We start from the raw sequence: 16651 nt of genomic DNA on the forward strand, positions 1-16651 counted from the left end.
CGGTGCGGGGTGGGGATGTTCCGCGGCTGGCCGGGCGGCGGCGCCGGGCTGCCGGCCCGCCGTCCACGGACCGGCGTGAGGGGCGACGGACCCCGGCCGCCGTGCCCCGGGGCGCGCCGCCGGCGAGCGGTTCAGCGCTTGAGTGGTTCAGCCGCCCAGCAGTTCTGGTCGTGCAGTTCTGCCGCTCTGCCGTTCAGCGGTTCTGTGCGCTTCAGCCGTTCAGCGGGCGAACTCCTCGACCATGGCCTTGCAGAAGGCGGGCAGGTCGGCGGGTTTGCGGCTGGTGACGAGGGTGTTGGCGGCCTGGGTGCAGACGACGACCTGTTTGTCGACCCAGGTGCCGCCGGCGTTGCGGATGTCGGTGCGCAGGCTGGGCCAGGAGGTGAGGGTGCGGCCGCGGACCACGTCGGCCTCGATCAGGGTCCAGGGTGCGTGGCAGATGGCCGCGACCGGTTTGCCGGTCTCGAAGAAGGACGCGATGAGGGAGATGGCGCCCTTGTCGAGCCGGAGGGCGTCGGGGTTGGCCACGCCGCCGGGCAGGACCAGGGCGTCGAAGTCGGCGACCGACGCCGCGTCCACGGTCAGGTCGACGGGGAAGGTGTCGGCCTTGTCGAGGTGATGGAACGCCTGGATCCGGCCCGACCTGGTGGAGATCAGCGTGGGGGTGCCGCCCGCGGCGAGGACCGCCTGCCAGGGCTCGGTCAGCTCGATCTGTTCGGTGCCCGCGGGGGCCACCAGAAACGCCACCTGCATGGTGCGCTCACTTCCCTTCATCCGGGCGGCCGGATGGCCGGACGGGGCCGGAAACCGCCGGTCGGTCGGTGGGACGTGTCCCTACCGACCGACCATAGCGGGAGGAACGGGGCGGCTCATCCGCTGGTGTGCGGCGACCCCGGGCGGCCCGCGCCGCCCCGCGGGTCAGGCGGGCGGGCGCGAGGCCGCGGTGACCGTCCCCACCCCGTCGCCCCCTTCCAGCTCGCGCTCACTCTCGGCGACCGCCGTCGCCTCCGCCGCCCGGTCGAGGTTGCGGCTGAGCAGGTAGTACAGGCCGCCGCCGACCAGCAGGCCGGGGACGAAGGCCAGGTCCGCGCCGCCCAGCGCCTCGGTCACCGGGCCGGAGTAGAAGGACGTGGAGAAGAACGGGATCATCGCGACGAAGCCCGCGACGTAGGCGGCGATGCCGCGCCAGGACCAGCGGCCGTAGATGCCGGCCGGGTCGAAGATCGCGGTGACCGCGTAGTGGCCGCGCCGGACCCAGTAGAAGTCGACCAGGTTGACCGCCGTCCACGGGATCAGGAAGTAGAGCATCATCAGCACGAAGGTGTTGAAGCTCTCCAGGTAGTTCTCCGGGAGCAGCATCGCCACGGTGAAGACGATCAGGCCGATGGCCACGATGCCGGCGATCCGGATCCGGACGGTCGGCTTGACCGCGCGGAAGGCGTCGATCGCACTGGTGGTGGTGAGCATCGCGCCGTAGGCGTTGACGGCCATGATGCCGACCAGGGCGACGGAGGAGACGACCACCGCGAAGGTGCCGAAGCCGGGGATGATCGCGTTGCCGACCTGACGGATGCCGCTGATCGCGTCCGGGTGCGGCAGCGCCGAGGCGAGCAGCGCGCCCAGCGACATCAGCCAGGCAGCGGAGCCGGCCGCGCCCGCGTACGTCCACCAGATGACCTTGCGCGCGGAGACGTCGCGGGGCAGGTAGCGGGAGTAGTCCGAGACGTAGACGGCGTAGCTGATCTGGTAGCCGGCCGCGGCGGAGAAGACGACCAGGAACGACGTCCAGGAGCCGTGCGCGGCGTGCCCGGCGGCGGCCGCGGAGTGCGGGTCGAGCTGGATCAGCGCGCCGACGGTCAGCACGCCGAAGACCGCGATCAGCACGTAGGTGAGCCAGCGCTGGACGAGGTGCAGCAGGTCGTGGCCGACGACGGCGAGCACGATGGCGACGCCGATGATCAGCACGTACCAGAGCGTGGTGCCGCCGGGGAAGACGGTCCGCAGGCCCTGCGCGGCCAGGACGACGTTGAAGACGTTGAAGCCGACGTAGACGAAGACCACCGCGGCGAACGGGACGATCGCGCCGCGGATGCCGAACTGGGCCCGCGACTGGATCATCTGCGGCAGGCCCATCCGCGGGCCCTGGTTGGCGTGGAAGGCCATGAAGAAGGTGCCGAAGCAGGCGCCGAGGACGACCGCCGCCACGGAGGCGGGCAGGCTCAGGCCGAGGGCCGGGCCGAGGAAGCCGGTGACCATCGTGGTCAGCACGAAGTTGCCGGTGAACCAGAAGGGGCCCTGGTGCCACACCTTCCCGTGCCGCTCGCGGACGGGTACGTAGTCGATGGAGCGGACCTCGATCATGCGGGAGCCTCGCCCCTCGCTCGTGCCTTCCACGGGTGCCGTGGGATCCATGGGTTACTCCTCGGACGTGGCGACGGGGTGTGCGCGGACGACACCGCGGGAGGCCGCCTGGCAACTGCGGACTCCGCGGTGGTGTGAACCTAGGCGCCCGGCCGCCGGGACTCGATCGCCCGATAGTCCATTCAATGGCATGCCCCTTGGACGATCAGTCCATCTCGATCTACCTCGACGGTCGTCCGTCTTCGCATGTCAGAAGGACAACGAGGCGAAGCCGACCCAGGTCTTTCGCCACGTTGCCCACCAACTGCTCGCGAACTGACCCCGGTTGTGCCGCAAGGACGGCGAAGCCGAACTGGTCTCCCGCTGCCCAGCCCCGCTGCTGGGCCTCCACCCACCGTGCCCCGTCAGCATCGTTGTCCACGACAGAGTTCGCCCACTGGCGCATTGCGGGATCCCGGCTCACTTCAACCAATGCGGCAACGTCCGCCATGCGCCAGGGGCGAAGAACGAGAGCGGGAGAGTCAGGCGTCGCGGTCACCTGAAGCACGACGGCGGCATTCACCAACCGATCGTAAGCGGCGGTGTTTTCACCCGACGCCAGCCGCGTCCGGCCCATGTCGCCTTGCGACCGCCCCGTCAGTGCTGTGTCCGGACGCGCAGGGCCTGGACGGACCAGTCGATGACCGGAGCCAGACTCTCCGGGGCCGGCCAGCCGTTGACCACTGCGAGCAGCTGGAGGTATCGCTCCTTGCGGGGAGGATGCCTGATATCCCGGGCATATCCGGGATGTCAGGTCGCTCGTTCGCTGCTCGCTATCGGGCCCCGCGGCCGGGGGCGGGCGGGGTGCGCGGTCGCAGGCGCTCTCCCTGCGGCCCGAACATGATCAGGTACTCGACCGGCCCGCCGGGGCCGACGTTCGCGACCCCGTGCGGGGTACGGGTGTCGAACTCGGCGACGTCCCCGGCGACCAGGACGAGGTCCTGGTCGCCGAGCGCGAGCCACAGCCGTCCGTACAGGACGCACAGCCACTCGTAGCCGTCGTGGGAGACCTGCCGCGGCCGCGTCGGCGGTTCCTCGACGGCGGGAAGGATGTGCTTGTGGGCGTGCAGTCCGCCGACGTAGCGGGTCAGTGGTAGGACTGCCTTGTCGTCGCCGAGGCTCAGCGGCACCGAGGTGCGGCGTTCGGCCGCAGGGGCGGGTGCGGTGCCGGCCAGCTCGTCCAGGGAGACGCCGTACTCCTTAGCCAGCTGCAACACCACTTCCAGGGTGGGCTTGCGCCGGCCGGTCTCGATCCGCGACAGCGTGCTCGGCGAGATGCCGGTCGCACAGCTGACGCCGGTGAGCGTGGCGCCGCGGTGCTCGCGTGTGGCCCGCAGCAGGGGGCCCATCGCCGCCAGTGTCTCGGCCACGTCGTCGCCTGCCATCGCCCCTGCACCTCCCGAATGTGGCGCTCCGTCACCCTGTCCCGCAAGTTTGCCAGAATGGCAACATTCATCGCGTCGGATGGTCGCCGCGCCGCATGATCGATGGGTACCCGCGACGACCAGCGAACCGAGGAGAAGTCCCCATGCAGTCCGAGCCGTCCACCGTTCTCCGCCACCGCACCGTTGAGGCCCCGGCCGGGCGCCTGCACCTGGTCGAGCAGGGCGCCGGCCCGTTGGTCCTGCTCGTGCACGGCTTCCCCGAGTCCTGGTACTCCTGGCGCCGCCAGCTCCCGGCCCTCGCCGCAGCCGGCTACCGGGCGGTGGCGATCGACGTGCGCGGTTACGGCCGCTCCTCCAAGCCTGCGGCGACCGACGCCTACCGGATGCTCGACCTGGTGGAGGACAACGTCGCCGTCGTGCGCGCCCTCGGCGAGGAGAACGCGGTGGTCGTCGGCCACGACTGGGGTTCCAGCATCGCCGCCGCCTCCGCCTTGCTCCACCCCGAGGTCTTCCGCGCGGTCGGCCTGCTGAGCGTCCCCTACGCGCCGCCCGGCGGGCCCCGCCCCACCGACGTGTTCGGCCAGATCGGCGGCCCCGAGCAGGAGTTCTACGTCTCCTACTTCCAGGAGCCCGGCCGCGCCGAGGCAGAGATCGAGCTTGACGTCCGGGGCTGGCTCGCCGGCTTCTACGCGGCCCTGTCCGCCGACACCATGCCCGCCCAGGGCGAGCCCGACCCGCACTTCGCTGCCCGCGGCGGCCGGCTGCGCGACCGCTTCCCCGCCGGCACCCTCCCGGCCTGGCTGACCGAGGACGACCTCGACGTCTACGCCGGGGAGTTCGAGCGCACCGGCTTGACCGGCGCCCTCAACCGCTACCGCAACATGGACCGCGACTGGGAAGACCTCGCCCCCCACCGCGGAGTCCCGATCAAGCAGCCGTCCCTGTTCATCGGCGGCGCCCTGGACGCCTCCACCACCTGGATGTCCGACGCGATCGCTGCCTTCCCCACCACCCTCCCCGGCCTGACCGCCTCGCACCTCCTGGACGGCTGCGGCCACTGGATCCAGCAGGAACGCCCCGAGGAGGTCAACCGTCTGCTGACCGGCTGGCTCACCACCCTCACGGACTGAACCGCCAGGCACGGGCCGAGGCTCCTGCTTCCGGCCCGCATCGCCACGCGGCACCTCGGCGACGTGGGCCCGCCAGGTGTCCGGGGGAGCTCCGCCAGCCTCAAGCAGCTTGAAATGAAGGCGAACGGCAATGCCTCTGACCGCTCCTGGACCCTCCCCCGCAGCACTCGCAGTCCCGTGCGCTCTGCGGCCGCCGCGGCTCGTTCGAGCACCGCGGTCTTCCCGAGACCGGCCTCTGGCCCATCACGTCAGGCTCATGTGCCCCTCACCACGATCAGCTTGCCGCGGGTGTGTTCCTGCGCGCGTTCGTAGGTGCCGGGTTCCGGGGCGGGATGGGTCGCATTCCTCACGCGGCCGCCGCGTCGTACCACCAGGCTGACGTCGATCAGTCGGTCGGCCGGCAGGGCGATGTTCACCACGGCGTCAACGCCGTCGGGGTAGCGCCGTGACACCTCGGCGACGATGTCGGTGGTGAGGCAGTCGATGACCTCGTCGGCGCCCAAGCCGCGGACGTGGTCTTCGTCGGCGGCGCGCGCGGTGGCGATGACGTGTGCCATCACCGACCCTGCGCCCCAGCTCCCGGAGCAACAGTGACAGCCCACCGCACGCGTCGCTGACACCTACGCGGCACCGAAACGCCAGTCAGCACCCACCCGGGCTGACAGTCGATCGCTGAACCAGGGCACGTGATCGAGACCACCCGTCGAGCCGGGCTTGACCCGCATCAAGTTCGGCTCGACGACCGGGCGTTGATCGAGTGCCGGGGCGACGGACCCGAGGTATCGACGGTGTTGGTCACAGTCACCACGACCTCCGCTCCCTGTACGGCCTCGGCCGCGGTGGCGGCAACCGTAACCGGCAGGGGTGAGGGCACGCCTCGGGCACGCTTGGGGTGCCGGTCGAACAGACGGACCCGGGCGAGGGCGGGAAAAGCGGCCGGCAGCATATCGAGGTGATGTCGGGCGGGGTTGCCGCAACAGACAGGGCGGCCCCACCCCGCGCCCTCGCATAAGGGTTGACGGCGCGCTGCCTTCGAACAGGGCGGCACTCCTGCGCACGGTGGCTGCTGGGCGACGCCCCGCGGGGAACCCTGTGGCCGTGTGGACGGCCGAGCGGCTGTGGGGGGAGGGCCAGCCGAGAGGGTGGCGGTCGCCACCTGTCGGAGGAGCCGCGTTGAGGGAGGCCAGCACGTGCCTGCCAGGGATCGAAGTCCGACGCCACGGACGCCGGGTGGGTTGTGACGCCAGTCGGCGCACCATGCGTTTGAGAGGTCCGACATATGCGAGAAACATATGCCATATCCACTCTCCGTGGTTGTTCGCTGACCACTCCATCAGGCTCCAAGGAGTTCTGCATGACCACAACCCCCGCGCGCCCCATGGCCGTACCCGCGATGGAGCAGCTGCCCACGCCGGAACTGCGCAAGTCGAGGGAGATCCAGGGCAACGTTCTGGCCGCGTTCAACAAGGACTACGTGGCGTTCCGCTATATGCAGTTCCCGGACGACAGGGCAAAGGGCCGCGGATGGCTGTCGGTGATCCTCAACACCGTGTCGGTCACCGCCGACGTGGAGGACTTCAACGAGGAGTTCTCCCTGTCCCGCCGGGCATTCGGCCACGACCCTGACAAGCAGGCGACCTGGGTAGGGGTGTCCCTCACCTTCGCTGGTCTGCTCAAGGTCGCAGAGGACGGTGAGCAGACCCTCAAAGAGGACCTCAAGAACTTCCCACAGTTGCTCAAGGGCGCACCCGCGAGCGCGGAACGGCTCAAGGACACCGGAAACAGCGCCCCTGACAATTGGCTGTTCGGCTCGTCGGGGAATCCACCGGTGCACGCGGTGCTCCTGGTCGCCTCGGACAGCGAGGAGGCCCTGAATGCCAAGCTGGAGAACATCGAGGTAGCGGACCAGGCACACGGCGTCAAGCTGGTCCATCAGGATGACGGCAAGACCCTGCCCCCGCCTCTGAAGGGGCATGAGCATTTCGGTTTCAAGGACGGCATCTCGCAGCCCGGGGTCAAGGACTTCCACCGCGAGGACCCTCGAAACCCCGGTTACCGCGAGAACCGGGCCGGTGCCAAGCTCATCGAGCCCGGCGAATTCGTCTTCGGCTACCCGACCGAGCCGAACAGCAAGAACCGCACCGGGCCAACGTGGATGAAGAACGGCTCACTCCAGGTGGTGCGTCGGCTGAGCCAGGATGTTGTGGGCTGGTGGAATGCGGTGAACGAACAGGCCGGGAAGTTCGATGGGCCCATCACCGCCGAACTGCTCGGAGCGTGCCTGGTCGGCAGAGAACAGAACGGTGACCCCCTTGCAAGGGGTATCGAAGGCGACGGCAACGACTTCGACTACAAGAACGACCAGATGGGTTACCAGACCCCCTGCGCGGCGCACATCCGTCGGACCAATCCCCGCATGGGTAGACCGGGGCTCACCGCGGACAGCAACCGCATCATGCGCCGGGGCATCCCGTACGGCCCTGCCTTGGAGGAGGACTCCGAAGCGGATCGTGGGCTGATGTTCGTCTGCTACGGCACCTCCATCGACGAACAGTTCGAGTTCGTCCAGGCGGACTGGTCCAACGCCCCGGGCTTCACTCCTGGGGCGCAAGGGGCACCCAACTGCATCGACAAGGTCACCGGACCCGAGGGCGGCGGCAGGATCGAACTGCACAAACCCTTCGTGACGAAGGGCGATATCCACATGGCCCAGTTCGTCACCACCAAGGGCGCCATCTACGCCTTCACTCCCTCGGTCACCACGCTGCGCCACCTCGCCGCAGGCAAGAAGCTCCCCAGGAGCTGAGGCGCGCCGTACAGCACTCCTCCCCCCTACCCCGACGGGAAGAAGGCATGGACACCACCAGCACCCCTCCCTCGAACACCTCTCCCGGCTGCGAGCCTCCCTCGGAGATTCACCGGCAGCTCGCCAAGGCCCTGCTGCTGATCGGCCCGGAAGGTGAAGACCTCACGCTGCGGTATCTCAAGACGCTCATCGACACCGGGCTGCCCGCCGCCACGGAGGAGAACCGCAAGCACGTACTGATCGTCGGCGCGGGCATCGCGGGCCTGGTCGCCGGTCACCTGCTGAAGAACGCAGGCCACGAGGTGACGATCTTGGAGGCCAATGCCAGCCGGGTGGGCGGCCGGATCAAGACGTTCCGCACCGAAGACGCCGGCAAGAAGCCGCCGTTCCAGGACGAGCGCCAGTACGCGGAGGCCGGGGCGATGCGGATCCCGGACTTCCATCCGCTCACCGTGGCGCTCATCGACAAACTCGGGCTCCACCGACGGCTGTTCTACAACGTCGACGTCAAACCGGGTACGGGCAACGAGAACGCGCCGACCCCTCCCGTCGTCTACCACTCCTTCAAGAACAACGAGAAGTGGCAGTACGGGAGCGACAGCCCCGATTTCAAGGAGCCGGAGAAGGCCAACCGCACCTGGATCCGTACCAACCGCACCCAGAACCGCAGGGGGCACTACGCGAACAACCCACGTCCGATCAACGAGGGCTTCCAGCTCTCCGGCAGCGAGGCGTGCACGCCTGTCTCCGAGATGGTCCACGAGGCCCTGGAACCGGTCCGTAACTACTACTCGTACATCGACGACAACGGCAAGCGCGTGCGCAAGCCGTTCGAGGAGTGGGTGGAAGGCTGGGCCGAGGTCATCAGGGACTTCGACGGCTACTCCATGGGCCGGTTCCTGCGGGAGTACGCGAAGTTCAGCGACGAGGCGATCGAGGCCATCGGCACCATCGAGAACATGACCTCACGCCTGCACCTGGCGTTCTTCCACACCTTCCTGGGCCGGAGCGACATCAACCCGAGCGCCACCTACTGGGAGATCAAAGGCGGCAACTGGCAGCTCCCCCAACGGCTCGCGGACCAGCTGGCCGGCAGCATCGAGATGGGCCAGCGGATGATCCGGCTGGAGTACCGGAACCCCGGCAGCGACGAGGCACCCGGCCGGATCACAGGATCGTGCGGCCCTCAGGTCGTGATCGACACCGTGAGTGAGGCGGACCCGCTGGCGCCGCCTCAGACCTGGGTGGGTGACATGGCCATCGTCACCGTTCCGTTCTCCAGCCTGCGGTTCACCGCGGTGCACCCGCCCTTCTCGTACAAGAAGCGCCGCGCCATCATCGAAACGCACTACGACCAGGCCACGAAGGTGCTGCTGGAATTCTCCCGCCGCTGGTGGGAGTTCACCGAGCAGGACTGGAGAACAGAGCTCGGCGAAGAGCTGTACAAGTGGTACCAGGAGCAGGGCGAGGACGAAGCCGAGGCCGCCAGGGCCATGCCGCAGGAGCTGCTGGACTCGCCGACCGGTCCGCTCGGCAGCCGCAGCGGCCTGGAGCCCGCACAGGTCAACCAGGCACAGCTGAAGCACTACCGCAACACGCCGCTGCGCCAGGCTCCCGTCCGGGAGGCCACCAACGCCTTCGGCGGTGGCTCCACCACGGACAACCCCAACCGCTTCATGTACTACCCCTCCCACCTCGCCTCCGACGCTCTCGACGTTCAGGGCGGCGTGGTCCTGGCCAGCTACAGCTGGTCGGACGACGCCGCGCGTTGGGACTCCATGGATGACGACGAGCGGTACGTCTACGCCCTGCGCAACCTGCAGACCGTCCACGGTCGCCGCATCGAGGCGTTCTACACCTACCGCGGGCAGACCCAGAGCTGGCTGCGCGACCGGTACGCCTTCGGCGAGGCCGCGGTGTACACCCCCCACCAGATGACCAGCTTCCATCTCGACGCGATGCAGCCGGAAGGACCGGTGCACTTCGCCGGCGAGCACATCTCACTCAAGCACGCCTGGATCGAAGGAGCGGTGGAAACCGCCGTCGCCGCCGCCATCACGGTGCACGAACACCCCGCCCCACCCCCTCTCGACATCGCCGCCATGGCACCGGAAGAAGCCCGCCCGCAGGAGGCCCTGACATCATGACGAGCACCGAACAGTGGAACGTGGGCCGCTACCTGGCCACACGCCTCGAACAGCTCGGCATCACGCACCTCTTCGGAGTGCCCGGCGACCATCTCGGCCCGTTCCTGACGATCATGCAGGACAACACCGAGGTGAAGTGGGTCGGCACCCCCACCGAGACAGGAGCCGGCTACGCAGCCGACGCGTACGCCCGGGCACGTGCCGCCGACGTCACCCCGGCCGACGGCGAACAGGGCATCGGCGCGGTCGCGGTCACCTACAGCGTGGGGTCCTTCAACCTGCTCAACCCCATCGGCGGCGCGTACGTCGAGTACGTGCCACTGATCGCCATCACCGCCGCGCCGTCGTACGAGCAGTGGCTCAACTACCAGGCGGTCGGCCTGCTCACCTCCCATATGAGCCAGCGCCGTGAGAGCAATCTCGACGTCTACCGCCAGGTCACCGTCGACGCCCAGGTGATCTCCAACGCCGCACTGGCCCCCGCCCAGATCGACACCGCGCTCACCGCGTGCCTCTCCGAACGCAGACCCGTCTACCTGGAGGTCATGGACGATCTCTGGAAAGCGCCCTGCGAGGCGCCCCAGGGCAGGCTGGAGCGCCGCGTTCGCCCGTTCACCTCCCGCAACCGCGACATGCTCAAGGATGCGGTCAAGGCCACCGTCGAACTGATCACGCACTTCAAGAACCAACATCCGGGCAAGAATCCGATCCTGTGGGCTGGCGAGGAGGTCGACCGCTACCGGCTGGCCGAGGAGTTCACCACGCTGGTGGCGGACACCGGGATCCCGTTCTGTACGACCATCGGCGCCAAGTCCGTCGTCTCCGAGAACACTCCGGGGTTCTCCGGCGTCTACAACGGCAAGGCGAGCGACCCGGATGTGCACGCCGCCTTCAAGGGCGCGTGCTGTCGGATCGGCCTGGGCACCTGGTCGACGTCGAAGAACCTCGCCGGCACGAAAACCATCGGCCCCGACTGGGTCGTCGCCGCCCGCGACGGTGTCAGCGTCGGCACCTCCTACTTCCCCGATGTGCAGCTCGCCCGCTTCATCCCGGAACTGGGCAAGGCGCTCACGCAGTCCTTCGGCCCTCGCGAACTGGCCTCCGACGCCTTCGCCCAGGCCCACGACCAGGGCCTCGACGTCCCGGAGAGCACCGCCGCCTACCTGGCCGGCCTCAGCTCCGCGGATCAGGCCATGCCGTCACCGCTGACCTACGACACCTTCTTCGAGCACATGAGCGCGTTCCTCAGGGACGAGACCACGGGTTCCGGCACCAGCGCCACCACCCCGTACACCGTCATCTCGGACGCCGCGTTCGCCCTGATCGGCTCGATGAACCTGCACATGCCCGAACGTGCCTCGTACATCGCGCAGAACAGCTGGCTGTCGATCGGCTATGCGGTCGGCGCCACCACGGGCATCGCACTGGCTCGGCAGGAGCAGGAGAAGCGCCCTGTGGTGTTCGTCGGGGACGGCTCGTTCCAGGAGACCTGCCAGGAACTGTCCACCCATGTCAGGCAGTTGATCAATCCCGTCGTCTTCGTGCTGGACAACGAGGGCTTCTACGGGATCGAGCAGATGCTGATCAATCCCTGCTACTACAAGGGCCGGACGTCGGACGGTGCCGACTTCTACAACGTCCTTCACCCGTGGAACTACGACCGGCTGGCCGAGGTGTTCGGCTCGGAGAAGACTCCGATGTACGGCGAGCAGATCCACACCCACGGACAGCTCGCCGGACTGCTGAACCGGATCGCCAACCCGGAGGACCGCATCAACGACGGCCCGATCCTGATCCAGGTCAAGCTCGACCGCCACGACTATCCCAAGGCCATGACGTACAAGATCAAGGAGAAGTGCCCCGACTGACAGACCGACATGAGGAGGAGGCCACCACTGGCGCTGGCCTCCTCCTCGTCGATGTACGTGACGGCTGCAGAAAGCGCCCTGGACGAGGCGACAGGGTTCGGCACCTTCACCTGACCTCGATCCTTCGTGACGGTCCATCGGTTCATCCGGTGGGCCGTTTCAAATAGTCGGGGTTGATGGACATGCCGATGGCTCGGCCGCCGCGTCGGATCGGCGCAGGGTTGAAGTTCCCACCTCTGGGCTGGACAGCGTGACAGTTGTCCGAGGACGCCGCCCTGGTGCTTCCGCCCGCGGTGGGGCGGGTGGGACTCGAACCCACGGCCGACGGATTATGAATATGTGGTGGACACTATGTCTATGTCCTTGCGTATCTCGGACCTGCTGGCCCGACCCGGCCTGCATCTGGCCCTCACCTACGACGTGCCGCCCGAGCTGCTGTCCCGCACGATCGAGGCGGCGACCGTCTCCGACCTCCTGGTCCCGGGGAAGTGGCTGCAGGGCGGCGAGCTGCTGATGACGATCGGGCTGCTGCTGCCGATGGAGCCGGCGGCCTGCCGGGCCTACGTCCGCGACGTGGCCGAGGGCGGCGCGGCCTGCCTGGCACTCGGGCTGGGGCACGGACTGCCCTACCAGGCGGCGCCGGAGCCACTGGTCACGGCGGCGCGGGAGGCCGGGCTGCCGCTGCTGACGGTGCCGGACGAGGTGCCGTTCATCGCGGTCACCAAGGCGGTCTTCGACGCCCGGGCCACCGAGCAGCGGGAGGTGCTGCACCGGGCGTTCGCCACCCAGCGGCGGCTGACCGCGGCGGCGGCGACCAGCGACGGCCTGCAGCCGATGCTGGAGGAGTGGACGGCCGCCACCGGGATCGGCGCCACGGTCCTCGATCCGCTGGGCCGGCAGCTGGCCACCGCCGAGCAGGAGCCGCGGACGCCCCTGGAACACGCCCACGACCTGGTCGAACGGGTCGCCGCACGGGGGCTGCGGGGCAGCGCGACCAGCACCTTCGGCGGCCGGCAGCTGGAGGTGCAGCCGCTCGGCGCCCGCCGGCTGCGCGGCCTGCTGCTGCTCGCCGGCCGCCCGGACGACGCCGCCCGGTCCGTCGTCCCGGGACTGATCTCGCTGCTCTCCCTGGAGCTGGAGCGACGCCACCTGCGGGACGAGCCGGAGCGCCGCCGGCGGTCGGCGCTGTTGTCGGAGCTACTGGCCGACGAGGAGCTGGCGGCGGACCGGGCCCGGGACATGCTGGCCTCGGTGGGGCTGTCAGCGGAGCGGGTGCGTGCGGTCGTCGTGGAGAGCGCGCCCGCCACGGGGGCGGGCGGCGACCCCGCGCCGGTCGGGCCGTCGGAGGGCGCGGCCCAGGAGACGGCGGCCGATCTGGCGCTGGCGATGCCCGGGGGCCTGGTGCGGGTGACCGGAGGTCCGGGGCCCGCTGCGGCGCCGCTGATCGAGGCGGTGGTGGGTGAGGAGCTGGACATCCACGCGGTGCTCGGGCGGTTCGCGCCGCACTGCCCGGCGGGCATCGGCCCGGCGACCGCGCCGGAGGCGGTCCGGGTGTCGCTGCGGCAGGCGACCGGGCTGCTGGCGGTCAGTCGGACCAGCGGCGCGCCCGTGGAGGCCCGGCAGAGCGAGGCCGCCCGGCTGCTGCTGGGGCTGGGCGACCGGCGGACGCTGCACGGCTACGCCGACACCGTGCTGGGCCCGCTGGACCTGGCCGAGCACGGCGAGGAGCTGATCGCCACCCTCTCCGCCTGGCTGGAGACCGGCGGGGCCTGGGACGCCACCAGCCGCCGGCTCGGCGTCCACCGGCACACCGTGCGCAACCGTCTGGACAAGGCGATGGACCTCACCGGGCGGCGCCTGGAGGACCCCGACGACCGCTTCGACCTGTGGCTTGCCACCCGGATCCGGCGCGGCGGCGCCCCCCTGCCCGGGAGCCGGTGACGGCCGGGCACGCGGGCCCGGCGGGCCGGCGGCACAGCTGTTGGATCATGGAAGTCGCTTCACTCTCCCCGCGTCACCGTCTTTACTGCTGAGGTGACCTACGAGATCCGCACCTTCGCCCCCGGCGCCCAACACGCCACCTCCGGGCCGGCCCCCGCCTCGCGCGAGGGCCGGCTGGTGGCCGTCAGTGATCTGCACGTCCGGTACGAGGAGAACCGCGACATCGTCGAGCGGTTGCGACCGGAATCCGACGACGACTGGCTGCTCGTCGCCGGCGACGTCGGGGAGTACTCCGAGGACATCCGGTGGGCACTCGGTTTGCTGAGCGAACGGTTCGCCAAGGTGATCTGGGTGCCCGGCAACCACGAGCTGTGGACGCCCGCCCAGGACCCGCTCCAGCTGCGCGGGGTGGCCCGCTACGAGCATCTGGTGGAGATCTGCCGGGAGTTGGGGGTGATCACCCCTGAGGACCCCTATCCGATCTGGGAGGGCGCGGGCGGCCCGGTCGTCATCGCACCGCTGTTCCTGCTCTACGACTACTCCTTCCGGATGCCCGGCGCGAGCTCCAAGGAGGAGGCCCTGGCGATCGCCGAGAAGGCCGGGATCGTCTGCACCGACGAGTACTTCCTCCACCCCGACCCCCATCCGTCCCGCGAGGCGTGGTGCCGGGCCCGGGTGGCGGAGACCGAGGCCCGGCTCGCCGCGCTCCCGGAGGACCTGCCGACGATCCTGATCAACCACTGGCCGCTGGTCCGCGAACCCACCAGACCGCTGTGGTACCCGGAGTTCGCCCTGTGGTGCGGGACGGAGGCCACCGCCGACTGGCCCCGGCGGTTCCGCGCCGCCACGGTGGTCTACGGCCACCTGCACATCCCCCGACTGATCGTCTGGGACGGAGTGCCTCATCAGGAGGTGTCGCTGGGCTACCCTCGCGAGTGGCGGCGCCGCTCCGGCTCCCCCGGCCGCCCGGTCCAGATCCTGCCCGTCGCGACCACCGGAGTGCCCGCGTGATCGAGAAGCTGCTGCCCCCGCCGATAGCGACCGCCGAGTCCTTCCACGACGACCCGGTCTCGGAGATGTACCCGGAGGAGTTCGCGCTGGTGGCCGAGTCGGTGCCGCACCGCCAGCGGGAGTTCGGCACGGTGCGCAACTGTGCCCGCCGGGCCCTCGGCACGTTCGGCATCGCCCCCGGCCCGGTGCTTCCCGGGCCCGGCCGCGCCCCGATCTGGCCGAAGGGCATCGTCGGCGCGATGACCCACTGCACCGGCTACCGCTGCGCCGCGGTGGCCCGGGCGACGGACATCCGCTCACTGGGCGTGGACGCCGAGCCGCACGCCCGTATAGACGACCCCGGCGTCCTGGAGCTGGTGTCCCTCCCCGAGGAGCGGGCCCAGATAGCCCAACTCTCCCGGCACCAACCGGAGATCTGCTGGGACCGCCTGATCTTCAGCGCCAAGGAGAGCGTCTACAAGGCGTGGTATCCGCTCACCGGCCGCTGGCTGGGCTTCGAGGACGCCCACCTCACGCTCGACCCCACCAACGCCAGTTTCACCGCCCGGCTGCTGGTACCGGGCCCGGTGGTGGACGGCCGGAGGCTCGGCGAATTCAACGGCCGGTGGCTGATCGGGGCGGGACTGGTGGTGACGGCGGTGACGATACCGGCGTGACGGACGGGGCCCGGGCACCCGGCGCGGAAGCGCCCGGCGGCGCCCCGCCGCCCGGGCCGGTCCCGGCTCGCCCCTCCCGTCCGGTCCCGGCGGCCGGGAAACGCCTCCGCGCGCCCACCCCCGACATGGGATGATTCGGGGCTGTGACGTGGAGGAATCCGCCGGACGCGGAGCAGGCCCACCGGACGCGCCGGGCGACGCCGCGGCCGCTGCCGCGGCCCGGAGGAGGCGGGGGCGACGCCTCCGGAGACCGCCCTCGGCCGGGCCGCGGTGCGCTGCGCCGCGTCGCCGGCAGCGACCACCCCATGGAGAACCGCTCCGCCGAGAGAAGGCTGACATGAAGATCGAAGTACGGCATAGCCCCTCGTTCGCGGTGGCCCGGGTGCACCTGGCGGCGGGCGAGGCCGTCCGCGGCGAGTCCGGGGCGATGATGGCCACCTCCGCGGACATCGGGGTCGAGGCGAAAGCCGAGGGCGGCCTGTTCAAGGGGCTCAAGCGCAGCGTCCTGGGCGGTGAGTCGCTCTTCGTCACCCGCTTCACGGCAGGGCCCGCGGGCGGCTGGGTCGATCTCGCCGCGAACCTCCCCGGCGACGTGACCGCCATCGCCGTCGACGGCGGCGTCAACCTCGCCCGCGGCGCCTGGCTGTGCTCGTCCGAGGGCATCGACCTCGACACCAAGTGGGGCGGGTTCAAGAACCTGGCCGGCGGCGAGGGCGGTTTCCTGGTCCGCGCGGAGGGCCGGGGCCAGGTCCTCGCAACCTGCTACGGGGCGCTGGACGAGGTCGAGCTGGGGCCCGGCGAGCAGATGGTCCTGGACTCCGGGCACCTGGTCGCGTTCGACGACGGCGTCTCCTACACCACGCGCAAGGTGACCCGCGGGCTGATGCAGACGCTGAAGTCCGGCGAGGGCCTGGTCTTCGAGTTCACCGGCCCCGGCCGGCTGTGGACCCAGAGCCGCAACCCCCATGAGCTGGTCACCTGGCTCACCGCGAAACTCCCCTTCAGCCGGGGATAGTTCGGCACCGGGGCGGGCCCGGCCGGGAGGTGCGCCGTCTCGGGCGCCCCGGCCGGGCCCTGTGGCACCCGCGCCCCGCCCGGCACCGCGCGCCGTCCTCGCGCCGTCCGGCCGGGCCGACGTCCCGTCATATTTTCGTACGCCCGCCGGAGCGGGCAGCCTCGCCCCGAACCGACGGCCCGGAATCCGAAGTCAGCCGTGCGGCCGAGTGGGCTTGACCCGGCACACCGTCAAAGACGGCCCGGGCGGCACCAGTTGCGGCACCCGTTGCGGCACCGGTTGGTGACGGCCG

Annotated in this window: 12 protein-coding genes and 1 pseudogene; 8 read left to right on the top strand and 5 right to left on the bottom strand. The window is 70.1% G+C overall.

Annotation, left to right across the window (positions count from 1 at the left end):
* Positions 1 to 219: 219 nt before the first annotated feature.
* From MOV08_RS11525 to MOV08_RS11540, 4 genes and pseudogenes are all read right to left on the bottom strand, one after another.
* Complete coding sequence (locus MOV08_RS11525) at positions 220 to 753, bottom strand: type 1 glutamine amidotransferase domain-containing protein (RefSeq protein ID WP_039631805.1); 534 nt, start codon at positions 751 to 753, stop codon at positions 220 to 222.
* Positions 754 to 918: 165 nt separating this feature from the next.
* Entirely contained in the window at positions 919 to 2412 is a 1494-nt protein-coding gene (locus MOV08_RS11530) for a purine-cytosine permease family protein (RefSeq protein WP_275307390.1), read from the bottom strand.
* Between the two features lie 585 nt (positions 2413 to 2997).
* Positions 2998 to 3117 (bottom strand): annotated as a pseudogene (locus MOV08_RS11535) (MerR family transcriptional regulator); the annotation flags it as partial.
* A 56-nt stretch (positions 3118 to 3173) separates the two neighbouring features.
* Positions 3174 to 3785 (bottom strand): helix-turn-helix domain-containing protein, encoded by a 612-nt coding sequence (locus tag MOV08_RS11540; RefSeq protein WP_039631809.1) that lies wholly within the window; start codon positions 3783 to 3785, stop codon positions 3174 to 3176.
* 143 nt (positions 3786 to 3928) lie between these two features.
* Between MOV08_RS11540 and MOV08_RS11545 the strand changes: the two genes are divergently transcribed.
* A complete protein-coding gene (locus MOV08_RS11545) occupies positions 3929 to 4915 on the top strand; it encodes an alpha/beta fold hydrolase (RefSeq protein WP_275307391.1) in 987 nt (328 codons plus the stop codon).
* Between the two features lie 254 nt (positions 4916 to 5169).
* On the opposite strand, the gene MOV08_RS11550 is transcribed toward MOV08_RS11545, so the two are convergent.
* Positions 5170 to 5472, bottom strand: coding sequence for an MDR/zinc-dependent alcohol dehydrogenase-like family protein (locus MOV08_RS11550; protein ID WP_275307392.1), 303 nt, complete (start codon positions 5470 to 5472; stop codon positions 5170 to 5172).
* Between the two features lie 836 nt (positions 5473 to 6308).
* On the opposite strand from MOV08_RS11550, the gene MOV08_RS11555 reads away from it, so the two are divergent.
* From MOV08_RS11555 to MOV08_RS11585, 7 genes are all read left to right on the top strand, one after another.
* Positions 6309 to 7721 (top strand): Dyp-type peroxidase, encoded by a 1413-nt coding sequence (locus MOV08_RS11555; protein WP_275307394.1) that lies wholly within the window; start codon positions 6309 to 6311, stop codon positions 7719 to 7721.
* A gap of 47 nt (positions 7722 to 7768) precedes the next feature.
* On the top strand, positions 7769 to 9868 hold the full coding sequence (locus tag MOV08_RS11560; protein ID WP_275307395.1) for a flavin monoamine oxidase family protein: 2100 nt from the start codon (positions 7769 to 7771) through the stop codon (positions 9866 to 9868).
* Positions 9865 to 11736, top strand: coding sequence for an alpha-keto acid decarboxylase family protein (locus tag MOV08_RS11565; protein ID WP_275307397.1), 1872 nt, complete (start codon positions 9865 to 9867; stop codon positions 11734 to 11736). Before MOV08_RS11560 ends, MOV08_RS11565 begins: the two co-directional genes overlap by 4 nt.
* A gap of 357 nt (positions 11737 to 12093) precedes the next feature.
* Positions 12094 to 13677: a PucR family transcriptional regulator gene (locus MOV08_RS11570; RefSeq protein ID WP_275307398.1), complete on the top strand. Its 1584-nt coding sequence runs from the start codon at positions 12094 to 12096 to the stop codon at positions 13675 to 13677.
* 93 nt (positions 13678 to 13770) lie between these two features.
* A complete protein-coding gene (locus MOV08_RS11575) occupies positions 13771 to 14688 on the top strand; it encodes a metallophosphoesterase family protein (protein ID WP_275307400.1) in 918 nt (305 codons plus the stop codon).
* A complete protein-coding gene (locus MOV08_RS11580) occupies positions 14685 to 15344 on the top strand; it encodes a 4'-phosphopantetheinyl transferase family protein (protein WP_275307402.1) in 660 nt (219 codons plus the stop codon). Before MOV08_RS11575 ends, MOV08_RS11580 begins: the two co-directional genes overlap by 4 nt.
* 337 nt (positions 15345 to 15681) lie before the next feature.
* On the top strand, positions 15682 to 16359 hold the full coding sequence (locus MOV08_RS11585) for a TIGR00266 family protein (RefSeq protein WP_275307403.1): 678 nt from the start codon (positions 15682 to 15684) through the stop codon (positions 16357 to 16359).
* Positions 16360 to 16651 lie beyond the last annotated feature (292 nt).

This window comes from Streptomyces yunnanensis (genome assembly GCF_029011865.1).
GTDB lineage: Bacteria > Actinomycetota > Actinomycetes > Streptomycetales > Streptomycetaceae > Streptomyces > Streptomyces yunnanensis.